At 31.7% G+C, this 16,740-nt stretch carries 14 protein-coding genes and 1 riboswitch; of the genes, 8 read left to right on the top strand and 6 right to left on the bottom strand.

The window, feature by feature from the left end; all coding sequences use genetic code 11:
- The first annotated feature begins 38 nt into the window (after positions 1–38).
- The 6 genes from ES045_RS13065 to ES045_RS13040 are packed head-to-tail and all read left to right on the top strand — an operon-like array spanning position 39 to position 7,241.
- Positions 39–983 (top strand): aldo/keto reductase, encoded by a 945-nt coding sequence (locus tag ES045_RS13065; protein WP_147116736.1) that lies wholly within the window; start codon positions 39–41, stop codon positions 981–983.
- Positions 974–1,483, top strand: a complete 510-nt coding sequence (locus tag ES045_RS13060) for a peptide-methionine (S)-S-oxide reductase (RefSeq protein ID WP_147116735.1) — start codon at positions 974–976, stop codon at positions 1,481–1,483. Before ES045_RS13065 ends, ES045_RS13060 begins: the two co-directional genes overlap by 10 nt.
- A 32-nt stretch (positions 1,484–1,515) precedes the next feature.
- A complete protein-coding gene (locus ES045_RS13055) occupies positions 1,516–2,535 on the top strand; it encodes an XdhC family protein (RefSeq protein ID WP_147116734.1) in 1,020 nt (339 codons plus the stop codon).
- A 3-nt stretch (positions 2,536–2,538) separates the two neighbouring features.
- A complete protein-coding gene (locus tag ES045_RS13050; RefSeq protein ID WP_147116733.1) occupies positions 2,539–3,135 on the top strand; it encodes a nucleotidyltransferase family protein in 597 nt (198 codons plus the stop codon).
- A 22-nt stretch (positions 3,136–3,157) separates the two neighbouring features.
- Positions 3,158–6,847 (top strand): metallophosphoesterase, encoded by a 3,690-nt coding sequence (locus ES045_RS13045; RefSeq protein WP_147116732.1) that lies wholly within the window; start codon positions 3,158–3,160, stop codon positions 6,845–6,847.
- A 4-nt stretch (positions 6,848–6,851) separates the two neighbouring features.
- A complete protein-coding gene (locus ES045_RS13040; protein WP_147116731.1) occupies positions 6,852–7,241 on the top strand; it encodes a DUF423 domain-containing protein in 390 nt (129 codons plus the stop codon).
- Here ES045_RS13040 and ES045_RS13035 read toward each other — a convergent pair.
- The 6 genes from ES045_RS13035 to ES045_RS13010 all read right to left on the bottom strand — a co-directional run bounded on the left by ES045_RS13035 (position 7,234) and on the right by ES045_RS13010 (position 11,568).
- Positions 7,234–8,079: a hypothetical protein gene (locus ES045_RS13035; RefSeq protein WP_189663105.1), complete on the bottom strand. Its 846-nt coding sequence runs from the start codon at positions 8,077–8,079 to the stop codon at positions 7,234–7,236. The two genes, ES045_RS13040 and ES045_RS13035, sit on opposite strands and share 8 nt — an antisense overlap.
- An 82-nt stretch (positions 8,080–8,161) precedes the next feature.
- Positions 8,162–9,001: a TPM domain-containing protein gene (locus ES045_RS13030; protein WP_147116729.1), complete on the bottom strand. Its 840-nt coding sequence runs from the start codon at positions 8,999–9,001 to the stop codon at positions 8,162–8,164.
- The gene (locus tag ES045_RS13025) at positions 8,998–9,435 is read right to left on the bottom strand and encodes a TPM domain-containing protein (protein WP_147116728.1); all 438 of its coding nucleotides are present in this window, start codon (positions 9,433–9,435) and stop codon (positions 8,998–9,000) included. The genes ES045_RS13030 and ES045_RS13025 overlap by 4 nt, the downstream gene beginning before the upstream one ends.
- Before the next feature lie 3 nt (positions 9,436–9,438).
- On the bottom strand, positions 9,439–10,044 hold the full coding sequence (locus ES045_RS13020) for a LemA family protein (RefSeq protein ID WP_147116727.1): 606 nt from the start codon (positions 10,042–10,044) through the stop codon (positions 9,439–9,441).
- Between the two features lie 124 nt (positions 10,045–10,168).
- Positions 10,169–10,498 carry a MerR family transcriptional regulator gene (locus tag ES045_RS13015; protein WP_147116726.1) on the bottom strand — a complete coding sequence of 110 codons (330 nt, stop codon included), beginning with the start codon at positions 10,496–10,498 and terminating at the stop codon, positions 10,169–10,171.
- Between the two features lie 101 nt (positions 10,499–10,599).
- Positions 10,600–11,568, bottom strand: coding sequence for a M23 family metallopeptidase (locus tag ES045_RS13010; RefSeq protein WP_147116725.1), 969 nt, complete (start codon positions 11,566–11,568; stop codon positions 10,600–10,602).
- A 159-nt stretch (positions 11,569–11,727) separates the two neighbouring features.
- Between ES045_RS13010 and alaS the strand changes: the two genes are divergently transcribed.
- Positions 11,728–14,346, top strand: coding sequence for an alanine--tRNA ligase (gene alaS, locus ES045_RS13005; RefSeq protein WP_147116724.1), 2,619 nt, complete (start codon positions 11,728–11,730; stop codon positions 14,344–14,346).
- A 306-nt stretch (positions 14,347–14,652) separates the two neighbouring features.
- A riboswitch (cobalamin riboswitch) is annotated at positions 14,653–14,869 on the top strand.
- A 37-nt stretch (positions 14,870–14,906) separates the two neighbouring features.
- Positions 14,907–16,739 carry a TonB-dependent receptor plug domain-containing protein gene (locus ES045_RS13000; protein ID WP_147116723.1) on the top strand — a complete coding sequence of 611 codons (1,833 nt, stop codon included), beginning with the start codon at positions 14,907–14,909 and terminating at the stop codon, positions 16,737–16,739.
- The last annotated feature ends 1 nt before the right edge of the window (position 16,740 follow it).

The raw sequence follows: 16,740 nt of genomic DNA, 5'->3' as shown, positions 1-16,740 counted from the left end.
ATTTAAAAACCTGTGAGGTCTCTTAAAATAATGCAAAAATGAAATTAGGATTAGGAACCGCTGCTTTAGGCAGACCACAATACATTAATGTTCGTACAGAAACTTGTGACAATTCAAACTTAACCGAATTTAGAAAACAAAGTTTTGCAGTTTTAGAAGCAGCTTATAATTTAGGCGTTCGTTATTTTGATACAGCTCCTGGTTATGGTTTGGCAGAAGCATTAGTCTTAGAATGGGTACAAACTAAAAGTGACAATTCTATTGAAATTGCTACAAAATGGGGATATACATATACCGCAAATTTTGATCTGAACGCATCGGTTCACGAAGTAAAAGAACATAGTTTGTCTAAATTAAAAGAGCAATGGAATTATTCTAAACAGCTGCTACCCTATTTAAAAGTGTTTCAAATTCATTCTGCAACTTTAGAAACCGGGGTTTTAGAAAACGCGGAAGTTTTAGAACAATTGGCCTTTTTAAAGAAGGAACACAATCTAAAAATAGGATTGACCACAACCGGAACAAACCAAGTTGAAGTAATTAAAAAAGCTTTACATATTTTGGTTGATGGAGAATCTGTTTTTGATGCATTTCAGGTGACTTATAATTTTTTAGACCAAAGTTTATTAGAAATTTCATCGGAATTAATTTCTCAAAATAAATCAATTGTCATCAAAGAAGCTTTGGCAAATGGAAGAGTTTTTAAGAATGAAAACTATGCTCACTACAGCGAAGTGTATGCAATTTTAGACCGTTTATCAAAAAAACACTGCGTTGGCGTAGATGCAATTTCATTAAAATATTGTGCACAGACAATTCCGAACAGTATTGTTTTAAGCGGAGCAAGTACTGAGGAACAACTGAAAGAAAATTTAAAAATGAATTCTTTTACGTTGTCAACTGATGAAATTGAACTGCTAAATTCTTTAAAAGTTTCTCCTGAACTTTATTGGACAGAAAGAAAAAAATTGGCATGGAATTAACCAAAATTGCTCTTGGTGGTGGCTGCCATTGGTGCACAGAAGCGGTTTTTCAAACTTTAATTGGCGTAGAAAATGTGAAACAAGGTTGGATTTCATCCACAGAAAAAAACACTGCTTTTTCTGAAGCGGTTATTGTTCACTTTAATATCGAAAAAATCGATTTAAAAACACTTATTGAAATTCACTTATTAACGCATAAAAGCACGAGTAATCATTCTATGAGAACAAAATATCGTTCTGCGATATATTATTTTTCACATCAACAAAAAGAAAAAAGTTTACAAATAATAGCAAAGTTACAAGGAAAATTCAAGGAAAAAATTATCACTAAAGTAATAGAATTCAAAGGATTTAAGCCTTCAACAGCTGCATTTCAAAATTATTATCAATCGAATCCCAGCAAACCTTTTTGTAAGAAATATATTAACCCAAAATTAAAGTTTATTTTATCTGAATATTCTGAATACTCTAAACAAATTCCTGATAAAGTTTTACCTTAGTCAGATTAATAAAAACTGAACTTTATTTTTAAATGTTACACGAACTTAAAGAAATTATTCAACAAGCTATTATCAACCAAAAAAAAGGGCTTAAAAATGTTTTGGTTACAGTGGTCGATTTAAATGGTTCTTCTTATAGAAAACCCGGAGTAAGAATGTTAATTTCTAGTGATAATTCTTACACAGGTGCTGTAAGTGGTGGTTGTGTAGAAAAAGAAATTATAAGACGCGCGCAAGCTGTTTTCGTTGACAAAAAGGCTAAAATTATTACTTATGATGGTAGGTATCGATTAGGTTGCGAAGGCATTTTATATATCTTAATTGAACCTTTTTTTATTTCTTACACATTTTTACAAGCTTTTTTATTCGCTTTAGAAAATAGAGAAACTGTAAAAATCGATTCTTATTTTAAGAAACAAAATGAAGCTATAGGGAATTATGGTTCTATTATTTCATTTAAAAACACACAACAGTTTGCACTCTCAAATTCCTTGAATTTAGAAACTTTAGATACTGAGACCATTTTTACTCAGAATTTAAAACCTTTATTTAAATTATTAATTATTGGTGGTGAACACGACGCAGTAAAACTTTGTAAAATAGCAGCTAATTTAGGCTGGCAAATAGACGTTATTACTGCTGCAAAAGACTCTAAATTACAATCGGATTTTCCGGGAGCAAGTGCTGTTTTTGGTGAAATGCCAGAAACCATTCAATTTTTAAATATTGAAGAAGATACTGCCATCGTTTTAATGAACCATAGTTACGTGCAAGATTTAAAATACTTAGTGCAGTTGTCTAAACACAAACCCACATATATTGGCATTTTAGGCGCACCAAATAGGCGAGAAAAACTTTTTAATGCATTGTTTGAGTTTGCACCAGAAACTACCGAAGATTTTTTAGAGACTGTATATACGCCCGCTGGTTTGCATATTGGTGCAAAAACACCAGAAGAAATTGCCATTTCTATTATTGCCGAAATATTAGCCGTAACTCGAAAAAAAGAAGCGTTCTCTTTGCGAAAGTTACAAGGAAAAATACATAATTAGAAGATGATAAATGTTGCTATTTTAGTATTATCTGCTGGTAAATCTTCTCGAATGAAGACGCCTAAACAATTGGTTAAAATTGGAACTAATTTTTTATTAGAAACCGTTTTATCAAAAGGAAAAGAGATCAACAGAAATCATGTTTATTGTGTTTTAGGCGCAAATGCAAATAAAGTTAGAAGAGCAATATCCTCTTCTAAAGTCCATTTTATTTACAATTCTAATTTTAAAGAAGGTTTAAGTGCTAGTATTGTTACTGGAGTAACTAAAATAGAAAGGGAACTTCAAAATTATGATGCAGTACTTATTCTACTGGGAGATCAACCTGCAATCGAAAAAGAATATATAAATGCTATGTTGGCATTATTCTCTAAAGATAAATCAAAAATAATAGCTTCTAATTATGGCACAAAACTAGGTGTTCCTGCAATTTTTCCGAAAAGCTATTTTTCAGAATTAAAGAAAATATCGGGCGATTTTGGTGCAAAAACTATTTTAAATGAAAATAAGGATGTGGTTTGTTTAGATAAGCAAACTAACTTTATAGATATTGATACAGAAAAAGACCTAAAAGACTTTAAAAAATCTATTTTAAAATAGTTATTTTTGTAAAATGAATTTGATGAAACAAACACTTTACATTCTCGTAGTACTTATTTTAATTTCTGCCTGTGCAACCATAAAGATGCAGGTTGCAGGTGATCATAAATACACTCCTAGAAAAGATTCCTCTAAGGTTATTCATTCTTTTTACTTGATTGGTGACGCTGGTAACTCAGATTTAAACGGAAAAGATTCGGCTCTCTCTTATTTAGAACAAGAAATTAAATATGCAAAAAAAAATTCTACATTATTGTTCTTGGGAGACAATGTATATCAAAGAGGAATTCCGGAAGAAAATTCTAAAAATTTTGAATTAGCAAAACACAGATTAAAAGTTCAGACAGATATTGGCAAGAAATTTCCAGGTAAAACCTTATTTATACCAGGAAATCATGATTGGTATAGTGGCTTAGATGGTTTAAAAAGACAAGAGAAATTAGTTGAAAAAGCCCTTGGTAAAAATACTTTTTTACCAGAAAAAGGTTGTCCTTTAGAAAAAGTAGAAATTAATAATGACATTAATTTAATTGTTGTAGATACGCATTGGTTTGTTACAAACTGGAACAATCATCCTGGAATTAATGATGATTGTGAAATTAAAACCAGAGAAAAATTCTTTGAAGAATTTGAAGGCCTTTTAAAAAAATCTCAAGGAAAGACTACGTTAATAGCCTTGCACCACCCGATGTTTACAAACGGTCCTCATGGTGGGTATTATTCATTTAAAAGTCACATGAAACCCTTACCTATATTTGGGTCTGCTTTAAATATTTTAAGAAAAACTTCTGGTGTTACTAATACAGATCAGCAAAACGAAAAATACAATCAATTAAGAAAACGCATTATAAGTTTAGCACAACAAAATGAAAAAATAATTTTTGTTTCTGGTCATGAGCATAGTTTACAATACATTGTAGAAGACAACATACCTCAGATTGTTAGTGGTTCTGGCTCTAAAATTACAGCCACTAAGAACGTAAATGGAGGTGTTTTTTCTTATGGAACACAAGGCTTTGCAAGGTTAGATGTTTATGCCGACGGTGCTTCTACAGTTCACTTTTACACTGCAAAAGAACGTAAAATAATTTTTGAAGCAAATGTTTACAAAAAAGACAGTATTCTAAAGTATACTAATTTTCCGGATGCAAAACTTACAGAAAAAAAAGCGGGTATATACACAACTGAAGAAACTAAAAAAGGAGAGTTTTATAGTTTTCTTTGGGGAAAAAGATATCGCAAGTATTTTGGTCAGAAAATTTTAGCGCCGTCTGTAAATTTAGATACTTTATATGGTGGTTTAAAACCTGTTAGAAAAGGTGGCGGTCATCAATCTAAATCTTTACGTTTAGAAGATAAAGATGGTAAAGAATATGTAATGCGAGCTTTACGCAAAAATGCGGTTCAGTACTTACAAGCCGTTGCTTTTAAAGATCAATATGTAGAAGGGCAATTCGATAAAACCTATACAGAAGATTTATTACTAGACGTTTTTACAGGTTCTCATCCTTACGCACCTTTTGCTGTAGATAAACTAGCAGAAGCAATAAATGTTTATCATACCAAACCAATCCTTTTTTACGTACCAAAACAAAAAGGCTTAAAAGAGTTTAATGCTGGTTTTGGAGACGAGCTATATATGATTGAAGCAAGAACAGCAGATGGTCATGGAGATAAAAAATATTTTGGCTTTTCTGATGAAATTATTAGTACAGATGACCTAAGAGAAAACTTAGCCAAAGATGAAAAATACGTTTTAGATGAATCTTCATACATAAGAGCGCGTTTGTTTGATATGTTAATTGGAGATTGGGACAGACACCAAGATCAATGGAGATGGGCTACCTTTAATGAAGGTGAAAAGGTTGTTTACAGACCAGTTCCTAGAGATAGAGATCAAGCTTTTTCTATTTTTAGTGATGGTTTTTTAATGAATACAATTACCAATATTATTCCTGCTTTAAAAGGGATGCGTTCTTATGAAGAAGATATAAAACATCCAGAACATTTTAGTTTGTCCGCATATCCGTTAGACATGAGATTGATAAGAGAGTCGAACAAAGAAAACTGGGACAAGCAAGTACAGGTTATTCAAAACCAAATTACAGATGAAATTATAGAAAGTGCTTTTTCTAAATTCCCAAAAGAAGTTAGAGGCGATGCAGTAGATGATATCAAAAGAAAATTAAAAGGACGTAGAAAAAACCTCCAAAAAATATCTGATAAATATTTTAAGCATCTAAACAAGTTTCAAGTAATTACAGGAACTCATAAAGATGACTGGTTTGAAATTGATCGTTTTGTAAATGGAGATACAGAAATTACAGCATATAGAATTAAGGGTGGAGAAAAAGCTGAAATTGTGCATAAGAGACGCTACAAACATGGCATTACAAAGAATATCTGGATTTATGGTTTAGATGATGATGACAAGTTTGTAGTAAACGGAGTGCCAGGAAAAACACCTATTAGGTTAAAGTTAATTGGTGGTTTAAATAATGATATCTATGAAATAAATGCACCGAAATTTGTAAAAGTCTACGATTATAAATCTAAGAAGAACACTTTTATAACCAATAATTTTAACAAGAAAATTACGGATGACTATCAAACGAATACTTATAATTATAAAAAATTAAGAAGTAGCAGCGACCTTATTTCTCCTGCAATTGGCTACAACCCAGATGACGGCGTTAAAATAGGAATTAAAAATACGTATTTAGTGAATGGCTTTGAAAGAAATCCTTTTACTAGAAAACACGTTATCGAAGGCTATTATTTCTTCGCAACAGATGGGTATGAACTAAAATACAATGGTGAGTTTGCTAATATTATAAAACGCTTTAATTTAGGTCTTAACGCAGAGTTTAATAGTCCTAACTACGCCAAGAACTTCTTTGGCTATGGTAACAATTCTATTAACCTAGAAGCCGATGAAACGGTTAGTAAAAATTACAACAGAGTTAAGATTAGAAAAATACAAGCAGGTACTTTTTTGAAATGGCGAGGTGATTTGGGTGCTAAATTTACCATTGCTGCAAATTTTCAAAGTTTTGATATAGAGAGAACTACAGGTAGGTTTTTAGAAACACAATATGCCGCAGGAAATGCTATTTTTAAAGCTCAGAACTTTTTCAACTCAGAAGCAAGTTACTATTATCAACATTCAGACAATGCAGCTTTTCCTACCTTAGGGATAGAGTTTAATGCATTGATAGGACATACTCGTAATCTAGAGGAATCGAGTGATTTTTCTTATGCAACAACTTCTTTAGGGATAACCCATAAGTTGGTTCCAAATGGGAAATTAGTTTTGGCTTCTAAAATTGATGGCCATTTTACGTTTGGTAATAATTTTGAATTCTACCAAGCAGCAACTATTGGAGGAAATGAAGGTCTACGTGGTTACAGAAATGAGCGTTTTACAGGCAAAAACTCTTTTTATCACACAACAGATCTTCGCTACAATATTAGTAATTTAAGAACTGCCATTTTACCAATTAATATTGGTATTTATAGTGGTTTTGATTATGGAAAAGTTTGGGGGGCACCAACAACATTAACGGTATTGCCCATGCAGTCTGCAAAACCAAATACAGCTTTTGGTGGTGGAATCTTTTTAAATGCCGCAGACATACTAACTACAAGTTTGGGTGTTTTTAAGGGTAATGAAGGCGCAAGAATTACATTTAACTTAGGTTTCGATTTTTAAAACTATGAACTATTCTGCAATTATCTTCGGTGCTATTTTTGGTTTTTTAGCAATACTCTTAGGTGCTTTTGGCGCACATTTGTTAAAGAAAAAACTAAGCTCAGAGCAACTACAAAGTTTTGAAACAGGTGTAAAATACCAAATGTATCATGCCCTTGTTTTACTCGTTTTAGGTTATCAATTGAACAGTGAAATAACAATTGACAATTACATTATTAACTCCTTTATCATCGGAATAATACTGTTTTCGTTTTCAATTTATGGTTTGGTAATTTCATCTGCGAAGAACAGAAAACTAAAGTTTTTAGGCCCAATTACACCGCTAGGAGGCTTATTCCTAGCTTTAGGTTGGGCATTGATTATTTATAAATACAGTTTCTTATATTTTATTTAATCTTTAACTCATACAAATTACCACCAGTACCACCAGATTTTTCATCAGTGATTAATAAGGTATTGTTATCTTTAAAAGTGATACTTTCTTTTTGAGAGCGGTGTGCTAATTCTATTTCCGTTACTTTTCCAGAGAGGAATTTATCACCTTTAAAATCGGTAAAAATTAATATATTTTTTTGAGAAAGTAACACCACTTTTTTTCCATTCGGAGAAATATCTGCAGATGTTATCCAACATTTAACATCCTTACAATTTTCGAATTCTCCTATAATTTCTGCAGTGTACGTTCCTTTTATAGCTGGTATTTTATACAATGTTGTTTTTCCGTAATTTCCTTTTACACGACTTTTACTAAAAATATAAAGTGAGCTATTAAAATAGAAAAAAGACTCGGCATCGAAATACCTGTCTTTCTTTTTAGGCGGGAATTTATTTTGATTCGGATACTCAAACTCTATTTCAGCTACTTCAGCATTTTTTTCATCCAACTCATTTTGTTCTACAATAACGATAGATAAATTTTTTCTTTTACTGTAATTGTTTCCGAAATCGCCAATATAAATATTGCCTTTTTCGTCTGAAGTTAAATCTTCCCAATCATGGTTTTTAGCTTTAACGTATATCTCTTTAATAATTTCTCCTTCGTGATTTAAACCGTATAAAATTGATTTATTTCCTCCATCATTTACCATCCATATTAAATCTGATTTCGGCACTATTTCTGTACCAGAAACTTCCTCTAAATCTTTAGGTAAATCTGCAATTAGTTTTAATTGCCCGAAATTCTGACAACTTATAAATAGTAATAAACTGAAAATAATTCCGATTTTTCTCATCAATAATAAAATTTTACGATTATAATTTGAGTGTATTTCACAAGAATATTGTCTTTAAAAGGGATTCGTTTTTTACTGCTGTTTACCAACCACCAGAAGCCCCACCTCCACCAAAACTTCCGCCACCGAAACCTCCACCAAAGCCGCCACCGCCGCCAAAGCTTCCGCCACCTCCAGAAGAACCACCAAAGCTTCCGCCACCTCTACCTGCATTACTTAAAATTATAGCGGTAAATAGCGTGTCTGCCAGCGAGCCCGTTCTAAAACCTTTACCACCGTCTTTGTTGTTTTTATTCCCTCTAGAAATAAAAATAAAAAAGATAACAATAATGATAATAAAAAAGATCATTCCAGGATCAAATCCTTTAGATTCCTTTTTTCTAACTCCTTTAAACTCTCCGTTTAAAGTTCTAAAAATATAGTCAGATCCTTTGTCTATACCTGCGTAAAAATCTCCTTTTTTAAATTCAGGAATAATGACTCTTTCTATGATTCTTTTAGATTGAAAATCTGTTAACAAAGGCTCTGCACCTTTACCAACTTGAATGGTTATCTTCCGATCATCTTTTGCTAATAAAATTAGAACACCATTGTCTTTTCCTTCTTGACCAATTCCCCATTTCTCTCCCCATTGTGCTGCCAAAAACTTAATCTCCTCACCTTCAGTAGAAGGTATTATTGCCACAACAATTTGTGTTGATGTTGAATCTGAATAACGAACTAATTTAGTTTCTAAATTAGTTTTTTGAGCTACAGTAAGTAATTTTGGTTGGGTAAAATCGTAAACACTTGTCTGAAATTCTGGCTTTTCAGGAATCTGATATCCTTGAGAAAAAAGACTAAGAGATAACAATAAAGTAAGTAACAAAACTAACTTTTTACTAAAAACTGAATACTTAATACCTATAAATTTATATATCATCCTTTAGAAATCTCATTAGAAAGTTCATCTACATCATCCGTTTGCCAAGGAAAATGATTTTGTAATTCTAAACCAGCTTTTAAAATTCCGTCTACAATTCCTTGTTTGAAATTTCCTTTTTTAAAGTGATCTTGAATAACGTTTTTTGTAGTATCCCAAAAATTTTCTGCGATGACATCATTTATACCTTTATCACCACAAATAACAAACTTGTGGTCTTTTACTGCAACATAAATTAAGACTCCGTTTGCGTCTTTGGTATTGTCCATTTTTAGCAAATGAAATACTTCTAGCGCACGTTCATAATGTTCTTTCTCTGACGAGGCTTCTATATGAATTCGTATTTCGCCAGAAGTATTGGTCTCTGCGGTTCTAATTGCAGAAATAATCTCTTTTTCTTCTTCTGGAGTAAGAAATGCTTCTACTTTAGACATGTATTATTTCTTTTTAAAATCGAAGTTTACATCTGGTGCATTTTCTGAACCTGCATCTGATTGGTATCTCGCCATATCATCAAAATTAAACCAACCTGCTAACACAGAGTTTGGAAATATTTTTATATGCTTGTTATAATTATTTACACCTTTATTATATCGATCTCTTGTTATGTTAATTCTATTTTCTGTACCTTCTAATTGACTTTGTAATTCTAGAAAGTTAGCATTTGCTTTTAATTCTGGGTAACGCTCTACCGATACTAATAACTTAGATAATGCGCCCGTCATACCAGCTTGCGCTTTTTGAAACTGTGCCATTTTATCTGGTGTTAAATCTCCGGCATTAATATTTACTGATGTTGCGCTTGCTCTTGCTTTAATTACTTCTGTTAAAGTCTCTTTCTCAAAATCTGCTGCACCTTGAACCGTTTTTACCAAATTTCCAATTAAATCGTTTCTACGTTGGTAAGAACTTTCTACGTTAGACCAAGCCGTTTTTGCATCTTCTTGTAAAACAACAGCTTCGTTATTAAACCCTTTTCCGAAGTTATAAAAACCGAATACAACAACAAGAACAACTATTACAGGAATTAACCATTTTTTCATAATTTCTATTTTTTTGATTTTTTGTTTGATTTATTTTGATGGCAACAAATTTACCTAATATTCTTTAGAATATAAAGTAGTTGCTTGCTTTATCTATAGATTAGACATACAAAAGTAAAATGTGTTACAGTTGATTCTTTATTTTAACTAATTCTGCCTTTACAGCTTCTAATCTGCTAATAATTTCGTGATTGTAAATAGTAGAATCTGGATTCTTTTTTAGTTTTTGCTTTGCGCCTTCTAACGTAAACCCTCTTTCTTTTACTAAGTTAAAAATAAGTTTGAAGTTCACAATATCATCCGCAGTAAAAAGACGATTTCCTTTGGCATTTTTTTTGGGTTTGATAATGTCAAATTCCTTTTCCCAAAAACGGACTAAAGATGTATTTACATTAAAAGCTTTGGCAACTTCGCCAATTTTATAATACCGTTTCTCGGGTAAATCTACGTGCATCTTTTATTCAATATTAGGTGATCAGTAATGGAAATAAAAAAAATAATGTAGAGCGAATTTTTTGAGTATTCTCTCTTGTATCTTCCTTCTATACTTAGAAATTAGTCATAAGACTGCCCTTCTTCTTCAGCCGCTTTTTGCATTGCCGCAAATTCTTCTGGCGTTAAATCTCCGTAATAAAAATTAATAGGATTTAAAGCTCTATCATTTTTATGCACTTCATAATGTAAATGTGCAGAAACAGATCTACCTGTATTACCTACATAGCCTATTAAATCGCCACGTTTTACTTTCTGCCCACGTCTTGCTTTAATTTTACTCATGTGTGCATAAATAGTTTTATAACCGTAACCATGCTCTATATACACTACATTTCCATAGGTTGCACTTCTTTCTGCACGAATTACGTCTCCATTTCCAGAAGCGTAAATTGGTGTTCCAACAGGTGCTGTAAAATCCATTCCTTTATGAAATTTTCTAATTTTTAAAATAGGATGCATTCTCCATTTATAACCAGAAGCCATTCTTGTTAGATCTACTAATTTTACTGGTAAAATTGCAGGAATAGCCGCTAACATTTTTTCTTTTTCTTTGGCTAGAGTTACTATTTCATCTAAAGATTTAGATTGTATTACCAATTGTTTAGACAAAATATCTACATCTTTGGTTAACTCTTTTATCATTTTAGAATTGTCGTAACCTTCTAAACTTTTATATCTATTTACACCACCAAAACCAGCTTTTCTTTGTTCATTTGGTATTGGGTTCGCTTCAAAATACATTCTATAGATGTTATTATCTCTTTCTTGCAGTTGCGTTAAAACAGTAGAACTCTCATCTATTCTTTTAGATAATAATTCTAAATTTAATTGTAAATTTTCATTTTCTCTGTTTAATGCTCTTTCATTAGGCGACATTATAAACTGACTAAAAACAATAAAACCGATGAATGCAATCAATAAAACTGCCAAAAAGCCGAAAACAGTTTTCTTATAATAATCACTTTTTCTTATATCAATTTTTCTGTAAGAAAGTGTATCTGCATCGTAATAATATTTTACTTTTGCCATAATTCTAAATGTACTATTTTTGTTTTCTTAAAATCGATTTTTGTATAAATCTCTTTTTTAAGAACTCGCTAATTTACAAAATGTTTTACAACTACTTTTTTTTAGTAGTTTTTTAAATATAATTTAACATAATCCAACTTGTTGGAAATTCCCACTTCTATGAAATCTCAAGATATTCGTGCTACGTTTTTAAACTTTTTTAAAGAAAAATCACATTTAATTGTACCTTCTGCTCCTATGGTTACTAAAGATGACCCAACTTTATTATTTGTGAATTCTGGAATGGCACCTTTTAAAGAATATTTTTTAGGAAACGGAAAACCAAAAAATAATAGAATTACAGATTCGCAAAAATGCTTGCGTGTTTCTGGTAAACATAACGATTTAGAAGAAGTTGGTTATGACACGTATCATCACACATTATTTGAGATGCTAGGTAACTGGTCTTTTGGAGATTACTTTAAAAAAGAAGCAATTGCTTGGGCTTGGGAACTATTAACTGAAGTTTATAAAATAGACAAAGACATTTTATATGTGACCGTTTTTGAAGGTTCTGATGATGCAGACAACCTAAAGATGGATACGGAAGCGTATGATTTATGGAAAGAGCTTATTGCTGAAGACCGAATTTTAAAGGGAAATAAAAAGGATAATTTTTGGGAAATGGGCGAACAAGGACCTTGTGGGCCATGTTCTGAAATTCATGTAGATATTAGATCTGCGGAAGAGAAAGAGAAAGTAGACGGGCGAACTTTAATTAATGAAGACCATCCGCATGTAGTAGAAATATGGAACTTGGTTTTTATGCAATTTAATAGAAAAGCAAACGGAACTTTAGAAGATTTACCAAACAAACATATAGACACAGGAATGGGTTTTGAGCGTTTGTGTATGGTTTTACAAAATGTACAATCTAATTATGATACCGATATTTTTAAACCAATTATTAGTGAAATCGGCACGATAACGAACACAAAGTATGGCGCTAATGAGCAACAAGATATTGCTACTCGTGTAATTTCAGATCATGTGAGAGCAGTTGCTTTTTCTATCGCAGATGGTCAATTACCAAGCAATACAGGTGCTGGTTATGTAATTCGTAGAATTCTAAGAAGGGCAATTAGATACGGCTTTACCTTTTTAGATAAAAAAGAACCGTTCATTTACAGATTGGTAGACGTTTTAAGTAAAAAAATGGGCGATGCTTTCCCAGAACTAAAAGCACAGAAACAGTTAATAGAAAATGTAATTAGAGAAGAAGAGGCTTCTTTCTTAAGAACTTTAGATAAAGGTTTAATTTTGTTAGATGGAATTATTTCGGCTGCTGATTCTAAAGAAATCTCTGGAGAAAAAGTTTTTGAACTCTATGATACTTTTGGTTTTCCGGTAGATTTAACTGCATTAATTTTAGCTGAAAAAGGATATACTTTAGACGAAAAGGGATTTCAAGAACATCTTCAAAAACAAAAAAATAGATCGAGAGCTGCGAGTGAAAGTTCTACCGAAGATTGGACCGTTTTAATTGATGATGCTGTTGAAGAATTCATTGGATATGATGCTTTAGATGCAAACGTAAAACTAACAAGGTATAGAAAAGTAACGTCTAAAAAAGACGGTGAAATGTATCAATTAGTTTTCAACTTAACTCCGTTTTATCCTGAAGGTGGCGGACAAGTAGGTGACAAAGGCTATTTAGAAGATGCTCATGGAGATGTCGTTTATATTCTAGATACCAAGAAAGAAAATAATGTAATTATTCACTTCACAAAAAATCTCCCGAAACATTTAAACGAATCTTTTAAGGCAGTTGTAGATGAAAAACAACGTTACAGAACAGAATGCAATCATACAGCAACACACTTACTACATCAAGCTTTAAGAGAAGTTTTAGGAACACATGTAGCACAAAAAGGTTCTGCAGTACATTCTAAATATTTACGTTTCGATTTTTCTCACTTTTCTAAAGTAACTGTTGATGAATTGCGCGATGTAGAAGATTTTGTAAATGCGCGTATTTCTGGAAAACTACCTTTAGTTGAAAAAAGAAACATACCAATGCAACAAGCAATTGACGATGGTGCAATGGCGTTGTTTGGTGAGAAATATGGCGACACTGTTCGTGCAATTAAATTTGGTACCTCTGTAGAATTGTGTGGTGGAACACATGTGAAAAACACGGGTGATATTTGGCACTTTAAAATTAAGTCTGAAGGCGCAGTTGCATCTGGTATTAGAAGAATTGAAGCAATTACAAATGATGCTGTAAAAGATTTCTATTTTGATAATAATAAGACTTTATTCGAGATTAAAAATTTATTAAACAATGCAAAAGAGCCCGTAAAAGCAGTTCAAAAATTGCAAGATGAAAACACCTCTTTACAAAAACAAATAGAACAACTTTTAAAAGAGAAAGCACAGAATTTATCTGGCGAAATTAAAAATCAATTACAAGAAATTAATGGCGTTCAGTTTTTAGCAACAAAAGTAGATTTAGACGCAAACGGAATTAAAAACTTAGCTTTTAGTTTAGGGAAAGAGTACAAAAATTTATTCTTATTATTTGCGACTGCTCCTTCTAGCGACAAAGCAATGTTAACCTGTTACATTTCTAAAGAATTGGCAAATGAGCGAGGTTATGATGCTGGAAAAGTAGTAAGAGAACTAGGAAAACTAATTCACGGTGGTGGTGGTGGACAAAATTTCTTTGCAACTGCCGGTGGGAAAAATCCTGGAGGAATTCCTAAGGCTCTAGAAAAAGCGGCAGACTATATTAAATAGTATTTACTGTTGGTAACAACTTACTTACCAGCATACACAAACAATAAACTACTGATTACTAATAAACTAAATTATTCACTAGCATTCGTTTGTAACAAATGCTAGTGTTATATTAAATAATAAAACTTCAACACAAAATTTCTAGAGTTCGTGTCTTTGCGATAGAAAAAATAATTACTACAATTATTTAAAACGCTTTTATTTTAATAAGACACAATTTTTCAGTCTATTAAACTACAGAAAACTATAAAATTAATAGTCAGAAATTAAGCTTCATTTATTGTAGTTAAATCAACAATATAGTTCTATTTTTGCCGATTATTTGGTTTCACATTTATTTTAGAATGTGGATTAAAAGGGAATTCTGTTAAAAACAGAAGCTGTTCCCGCAACTGTAAGCTAAGTCTTTTTTACAAAGATGCTTTTTGTTAATTACTTCGAAAAAACCACTGCACATTTTACGTGTGGGAAGGTAAACAAAAAGACGCAAGCCAGGAGACCTGCCAGAAATATAACAACAAAATATAAATGTGTTGCTCGGGTAAAGTGACTTTTTAATTATGAGATATATAGTTCTATTAGTATTCCTCTTTAGTTATTTCACAGTGTTTTCCCAAGAAAAGAAAATACAGACTTTAGATACAATTTATTTGAAATCTGCAAAAATAGCGGACAAATCTGTTGGTCAAAAAACCATCGTTTTAAATTCAGAAATCATACAAAACCAGCGTCCGCAATTAACAGAGTTATTAAACTTTGAAACACTTATTTATTTTAAAGAAAACGGATTAGGAATGGTATCATCTCCTTCTTTTAGAGGAACAACAGCGCAACAAACTGCTGTAGTTTGGAATGGGATTAATATAAATTCGCAATTCTTAGGGCAAACTGATTTTAACACAATTAGTACGGCTAGTTTTGATGAAATTGTAGTGAGACCTGGTGGTGGAAGTACACAATTTGGAACCGGAACAATTGGAGGAAGTATAAATCTAAATAATAATTTCTCTTTTAGACAGAAAACAAAATTTAGCGCACATGCCAATTATGGAAGTTTTCATACAAAAGAAATCACTTTAAAGGCCAGCACCTCTACTTCAAATTTTAATATTAACGGTGGTGTAGGATATTTTGCATCAGACAATGATTATCAATTTGCAGATTCAGATAAAAAAAATGAAAATGGTGGATTTTATAACAAATCTATTTTTTTAAATACCGCTTACAAATTCAACAACCAACAACAACTAAAACTATATATTTCATTTTTTAACGGATTGAGGCATTTTTCTATCTTAGAAACAACACAGAGTAGAACAAAATATAAAGATGAAAATTCACGATTAATGCTTGAGTATTCTGGTCATTTCAATCAGTTTTTTCTAAACACCAAAGTTGCTTTAATCAATGAAGATTACACCTATTTTCCGGAGCTCACCACAAACACCGATTTAAGTACAGGAAATGCTACCTCTGCAATTCTTAAAAATGAATTGGGATATACTATTACAGATGATATTTTATTAAAAGCCTTTATCAACTACAACAATACTGTAGGAAAAGGCACTAATTATAATAACGAAGAACGAGCTATTTTAACAACAGGTTTTTACTTTAAACACAAAATAAGTAAAAAATTTGTGTACCAATTTACTTTAAGCGGAGACTCCACCTCCGACTATGAGAGTCCGTTATTATTTACTGTTGGTGCCGATTTTAATGCAACACCTTGGTATCAAATTAGTGTTAATAGTTCTAAAAATTATAGAATTCCGACGTTTAATGATTTGTTTTGGCCAGGTGCAGGAAATCCTAACTTAAAGCCAGAAACGTCTTTGCAACATGAGTTCACCAATACATTAAGGCTTAATAATTTCACGGTTAAACTAACAGGATATTATAATGCTATAAAAGATTTAATTATTTGGTTACCTACATCTGGTTCTGTTTGGAAACCAGTAAACACCAACAACGTTTTAATAAAAGGGATAGAAGCTTCGGTTGGTTATCATAAGGTATTTGGTCATCATACTATCAAAGCCAATGCGTCTTACGCGTATACCAGCTCTGAAAACAGAAATACAAAAAAGCAATTAACCTATGTTCCTTATCATAAGCTAGTAGGAAGTTTATATTACACGTATAAAAAAATAAATTTCAGCATTAATAATAACTTTAGAGGTATTGTTTTCACGCAAACAGACAATAATAAAAAAACAGCTTTAAATTCTTATTTATTAACAAACCTAAAGTTTGGGCTTGCCTTAAACACGAAAGAAACGATGCAATTAGGCTTTAAAGTTAAAAATACCTGGAATACTAAGTATCAGAGCGTTGCCTATAAGCCAATGCCATTAAGAAATTATCAAATTTATCTAACACTAAATATTTAAT

It is taken from the genome of Polaribacter sp. IC073, from assembly GCF_007997075.1.
Classification (GTDB): domain Bacteria; phylum Bacteroidota; class Bacteroidia; order Flavobacteriales; family Flavobacteriaceae; genus Polaribacter.
Note: the sequence above shows the minus strand (reverse complement) of the source record. Positions and strands in the feature narration are given on the sequence as shown.